Origin of the sequence: Arthrobacter sp. HMWF013 (assembly GCF_003061105.1) — a bacterium.
In the GTDB taxonomy this organism is placed as follows: Bacteria; Actinomycetota; Actinomycetes; order Actinomycetales; family Micrococcaceae; genus Arthrobacter.
In genome coordinates this window covers 3,619-9,015 of sequence record NZ_QAIQ01000313.1, presented here as the reverse complement: position 1 = coordinate 9,015, position 5,397 = coordinate 3,619, and the positions used below count along the sequence as shown (strand labels likewise).

The 5,397-nt window shown below is 63.7% G+C and carries 4 protein-coding genes; 1 reads left to right on the top strand and 3 read right to left on the bottom strand.

Annotated features, from left to right (window positions below; genetic code table 11):
- On the top strand, positions 1-2,495 hold a 2,495-nt coding region (valS, locus tag DBR22_RS11930), incomplete at its 5' end, for a valine--tRNA ligase (protein ID WP_108599189.1).
- Between the two features lie 354 nt (positions 2,496-2,849).
- Here valS and DBR22_RS11925 read toward each other — a convergent pair.
- From DBR22_RS11925 to DBR22_RS11915, 3 genes are all read right to left on the bottom strand, one after another.
- Entirely contained in the window at positions 2,850-3,464 is a 615-nt protein-coding gene (locus DBR22_RS11925; RefSeq protein WP_108599188.1) for a mycothiol-dependent nitroreductase Rv2466c family protein, read from the bottom strand.
- A 50-nt stretch (positions 3,465-3,514) separates the two neighbouring features.
- Positions 3,515-4,795 carry an ATP-dependent Clp protease ATP-binding subunit ClpX gene (gene clpX, locus DBR22_RS11920; protein ID WP_108599187.1) on the bottom strand — a complete coding sequence of 427 codons (1,281 nt, stop codon included), beginning with the start codon at positions 4,793-4,795 and terminating at the stop codon, positions 3,515-3,517.
- 180 nt (positions 4,796-4,975) lie between these two features.
- Positions 4,976-5,397: ATP-dependent Clp protease proteolytic subunit (locus DBR22_RS11915; RefSeq protein WP_258229164.1), on the bottom strand; the 422-nt coding region annotated here is incomplete at its 5' end.

The following is a 5,397-nucleotide window of genomic DNA, read 5'->3' as shown; positions in this document are numbered from 1 at the left end:
AGTTCAACCCGGACACCACCCGGGAGCAGGTCTACTCGATCGACACTCCCCCGCCCACCGCCTCAGGGTCCCTGCACGTGGGACACATGTTCTCCTTCACCCAGACGGACGTCCTGGCGCGCTACCAGCGCATGATCGGCAAGAACGTCTTCTATCCGATGGGCTGGGATGACAACGGCCTGCCCACCGAGCGGCGCGTCCAGAACTACTACGGCGTCCGCTGCGACCCCGCCATCCCCTACGACCCCGGTTACCGCGCCCCCGCCGAGCCGGCCAAGAACCAGCGCGATTTCGATGTTGTGTCGCGCCGGAACTTCATTGAACTGTGCGAAGAACTTGCCGTGGAAGACGAGAAGGTCTTTGAGAGCCTGTTCCAGCAGCTTGGCCTTTCCGTGGACTGGCAGCTGACCTACCGCACCATCGATGATGCCTCGCGCCAGGTCTCCCAGCGCGCCTTCCTGGCCAACCTTGCAGCCGGTGACGCCTACATGGCCGAGGCCCCCACCCTGTGGGATGTCACCTTCCGGACCGCTGTGGCCCAGGCCGAGCTGGAGGACCGCGAAGTTGCCGGCTCCTATTACCGCTACCCGTTCTTCACCGAGGACGGGGAGAAGATTTTCATCGAGACCACCCGCCCGGAACTGCTGGCCGCCTGCGCAGCGCTGGTGGCAAACCCCGACGACGAGCGGTACCAGCCGCTGTTCGGCAAGAAGGTGACCTCCCCGGTCTTCGGCGTCGAGGTTGAGGTCAGGGCCCATCCGCTGGCGAAGGCGGACAAGGGCTCGGGCATCGCCATGGTCTGCACCTTCGGCGACCTCACTGACGTCATCTGGTGGCGCGAACTCCAGCTGCCCACCCGCGCCATCGTGGGCCGGGACGGCCGCATCGTCGGCGACACCCCGGACTGGATCACCACCGACGCGGGCCGCACGGCCTTCGAAGCGATCGCCGGCAAAACCGTCTTCAGCGCCAAGGAAGCCGTGGTGGAGCTCCTGGCCGCCGAGGACCTCATCGACGGCGAACCCAAGAAGATCATGCACCCCGTGAACTTCTACGAGAAGGGCGACAAGCCCCTCGAAGTGGTCACGTCCCGCCAGTGGTACTACCGCAACGGCGGCCGTGACGAGGAACGCCGTGCGCGCCTGATCGCCCGCGGCCACGAGATCGACTTCCACCCCGCCTTCATGCGGTCACGCTATGAGAACTGGATCTCGGGGCTGAACGGCGACTGGCTGGTATCGCGCCAGCGCTTCTTCGGCGTGCCCATCCCCGTCTGGTACCCGCTGGACGCGGACGGCAACCCCCAGTACGACGCTCCGATCGTTCCGCGCGACGAGCAGTTGCCTGTGGACCCCGCCGCAGATGCCGCCCCGGGTTACGAGGAAGCACAGCGCGATGTCCCCGGTGGCTTTACCGGAGACGCCGATATCCTGGACACGTGGGCAACATCGTCCCTGACACCCCAGATCGTGGGTGGCTGGAGCCGGGACGAGGATCTCTTCGCCAAGGTATTCCCGTTTGACCTGCGTCCCCAAGGCCACGACATCATCCGCACCTGGCTCTTCTCCTCGGTGGTCCAGGCTGACGCGCTGCAGGAAACGGCCCCGTGGAAGCACGCGGCCATTTCGGGCTGGATCCTGGACCCTGACCGGAAGAAGATGTCCAAGTCCAAGGGCAACGTGGTGGTTCCCACTGACGTGCTCGACGAATTCGGCTCGGACGCCGTCCGCTACTGGGCCACCTCGGCCAAGCTCGGTGCCGACACGGCGTACGAGATTGCCCAGATGAAGATCGGCCGCAGGCTGGCCATCAAGCTGCTGAACGCCTCAAAATTCGTCCTGAACCTGGGTGCGACCGAGAACTCGGTGGTGTCCACGGACCTCTCGGTCCTGGCCAATCCCCTGGACCGCGCCGTGCTCGCCCAGCTGGCGGATGTGGTGCGCCAGTCCACCAAGGCGTTCGATAACTACGATTACGCCCGGGCCCTGCAGATCACCGAGAGCTTCTTCTGGCAGTTCACGGATGACTACGTGGAGCTCATCAAAGACCGTGCGTACGGAGCGGCCGGCGAGGCTGAGCAGGCGTCGGTCCTGGCGGCTCTCGCGACAAGCCTGGACACCCTGCTGCGGCTGTTCGCCCCGTTCCTGCCCTTCGCTACTGAAGAGGTCTGGGGCTGGTGGCGCAACGGGTCTGTCCACCGCGCCGAATGGCCCACCGCCTTGGAGGTCGACGGCGACACCACCCTGCTCGCCACGGTCGGCTCTGCCCTGAGCGGGGTCCGGAAAGCGAAGTCCGAAGCCAAGGTCAAGCAGCGCACGGAGGTCCTCTCGGCCACGATCACGGCGTCAGAGTCACTGACCACCCAGCTGAAGGCAGGACTGGGCGACCTCAAGGCAGCCTCGAATGCCCGGGAGATCGCGTTGGTGGCCGGCGAGGGCGAACTCACCGTCAGCGGCGTCGTCCTGGCCCCGGCCGACGAGGTCCCGGCGATCTGATGGGAGCCCGCCCGGTGAGGGCGGGCAACCTGTTTTTTTGGGCAAAGGGGAAGCCCCATCAGCGTTTTGCCGTTGGTGGGGCTTCGACTTTTCGGCCATCTGGTGACGTCTTTGATGGTCTGGCGGGATCCTAGGAATTTCAGGTCTTCCTACCTCGTCACTGGTAGCTTGTATCCGGCTTTGCCGATGGCTGCGTCGAATACATATCACTGAATCTTCGGTTCCTGCGTCCCGCTTCTTTCGAAGTGGGTAAGAACCATTCTGGTACTGCCCTTGGGGAAGCGCAAGAGCCCCGGAAGAACTACATCAGAGTAGTTCTACCGGGGCTCTTTTCCTGCCTACAGGCAAGCGATATCAGTTGAAGTCGGGGCTCTCGGTCCGGCTGCGCTTGATCTCGAAGAAGTGCGGGTACCCGGCCAAGGTGACCGTCGCATCCCAGAGTTGACCGGCCTGCTCTCCCCGCGGGATCCGGGTCAGCACCGGACCGAAGAAGGCGGTGCCGTTGAACGCGACCACCGGGGTTCCGACATCCTGGCCCACCAGGGAGATGCCTTCCTCGTGGCTGGCCCTCAACTGCGTGTCCCAGGCATCCGTGCTGGCGGCCCCGGCCAGCTCGGCGGGAAGCCCACATTCCGCCAGCGCCTTCTTGATGACGACGCCGAAGTCCTTCTCCCCGCCGCTGTGGATCTGTGTCCCCATAGCGTCATAGAGCGGCTTGATGACCTGATCGCCGTGTTGCTCCCGGGCGGCAATGATGACCCGGACAGGCCCCCATCCCTTGTCCATTGCCTCACGGTAGGACGGCTCCAGGTCCCGGCCCTCATTCAGGACGGAAAGGCTCATGACGTGCCAGACCGTCTTGATGTCGCGGACGTCCTCGACCTCGCCGATCCAGCGTGAGGTGACCCAGGCGAAGGGGCACAGCGGATCGAACCAGAAGTCGGCTTGGTTCGTGGTGCTTTCAGACATGCGTAATTACCTCTGGATTCTTGCGGTTTCGAAACTACGGCTCGGTGGTGTCAGGCGGACTTGCGGCGCTTGGTCACGTGCGGAACGAGGGTGGGCTCGGCCTTGCTGAGGACAACGTCCTCGGTGATGACCACGCTGGCAACATCTTCGCGGCTGGGTAGATCGAACATGACCGGAAGGAGCACTTCCTCCATGATGGCGCGAAGCCCCCGGGCACCGGTTCCACGTTCCAGCGCCTGCTCGGCGATGGCATCGAGCGCGCCGTCGTCGAAGACGAGTTCCACTCCGTCGATCTGGAACATCTTCTGGTACTGCTTGACCAGGGCATTCTTCGGCGTGGACAGAATCTGGATGAGGGCGTCGCGGTCCAGGCTGGAGACTGTGGTGATGACGGGGAGCCGGCCGATGAATTCCGGGATCAGGCCAAACTTCAGGAGGTCCTCGGGCATGACCTCCCCATACGAGTCCACCTTGTTGCTGGCGTCGTTGAGCGGGGCACCGAAACCGATCCCTTTCCGCCCGGAACGGGAGCCGATGATCTCCTCCAGGCCGGCAAAGGCACCGGCCACGATGAAGAGCACGTTGGTGGTGTCGATCTGGATGAATTCCTGGTGCGGGTGCTTGCGTCCGCCCTGCGGCGGCACGGAGGCCACTGTTCCTTCAAGAATCTTCAAGAGCGCCTGCTGCACGCCTTCACCGGAGACGTCACGGGTAATGGAGGGGTTCTCGCTCTTGCGCGAAATCTTGTCGATTTCATCAATGTAGATGATGCCCTGTTCGGCCTTCTTGACGTCGTAATCCGCCGCCTGGATCAGCTTGAGGAGGATGTTCTCGACGTCCTCGCCCACGTAGCCTGCCTCAGTGAGGGCGGTGGCATCGGCAACAGCGAACGGGACGTTCAGCCTGCGTGCCAGGGTCTGCGCGAGGTACGTCTTACCGCAGCCGGTGGGGCCGATCAGGAGGATGTTCGACTTGGCGATCTCGACGTCGTCGTGATGGCCGCCCTCAGCGAGGCTGCCGCTCTTGGGTGCGTGCCCGGCCTGGATCCGCTTGTAGTGGTTGTAGACGGCGACGGCGAGGGACCGTTTGGCAGGCTCCTGGCCGATGACGTATTCCTGCAGGAAGTCAAAAATTTCGCGGGGCTTGGGGAGTTCAAAACTTCCCAGATCGGCGACTTCCGCGAGTTCTTCCTCAATGATCTCGTTGCAGAGCTCAATGCATTCATCGCAGATGTAGACACCGGGCCCGGCAATGAGCTTGCGCACCTGCTTCTGGCTCTTTCCGCAGAAAGAACACTTCAGCAGATCCGTGCTCTCGCCAATCCGAGCCATATGTGAACCCCTTTAGTATCTTGCTGCCAGGCAGCTGTGCACCGTTGCTGGAAACGCGGCGGGCCTGGGAGGCCCGGCCGTGACATCTTCCACTCTAGGTCACATTCGGCCCCAAGGGTGGAAAGCGAAGGCCGGTGCCGCCCAATTAACTGGGCCGCACCGGCCTGTCGGTAAGCCTTACTAGCGGGTAATGGCCTGTGGCTTGATCTTGCGTGAATCAAGCACCTGGTCGATCAGGCCGTAGGCCAAGGCGTCGGCCGCGGTGAGGATCTTGTCGCGCTCAATATCGTTGTTGACCTGCTCGGAGGTCCGGCCCGAGTGCTGTGCCAGGGTGTCTTCGAGCCAGGCACGCATGCGCATGACTTCCGCTGCCTGGATCTCGAGGTCCGAGGCCTGCCCGCCCTGGCCGCCGGAGAGGGCGGGCTGGTGGATGAGCACACGGGCGTTGGGCAATGCCAGGCGCTTGCCCGGCGTGCCGGCGGCCAGCAGCACTGCTGCCGCGCTGGCTGCCTGTCCCAGGCAAACCGTCTGGATCTCGGGACGGATGTACTGCATGGTGTCGTAAATGGCCGTCATGGCGGTGAACGAACCGCCCGGGGAGT

Coding starts and splice junctions, on each gene's coding strand:
- DBR22_RS11925 (WP_108599188.1), bottom strand. CDS start 3,464: ATGTCTGAAAGCACCACGAACCAAGCCGACTTCTGGTTCGATCCGCTG.
- clpX (WP_108599187.1), bottom strand. CDS start 4,795: ATGGCTCGGATTGGCGAGAGCACGGATCTGCTGAAGTGTTCTTTCTGC.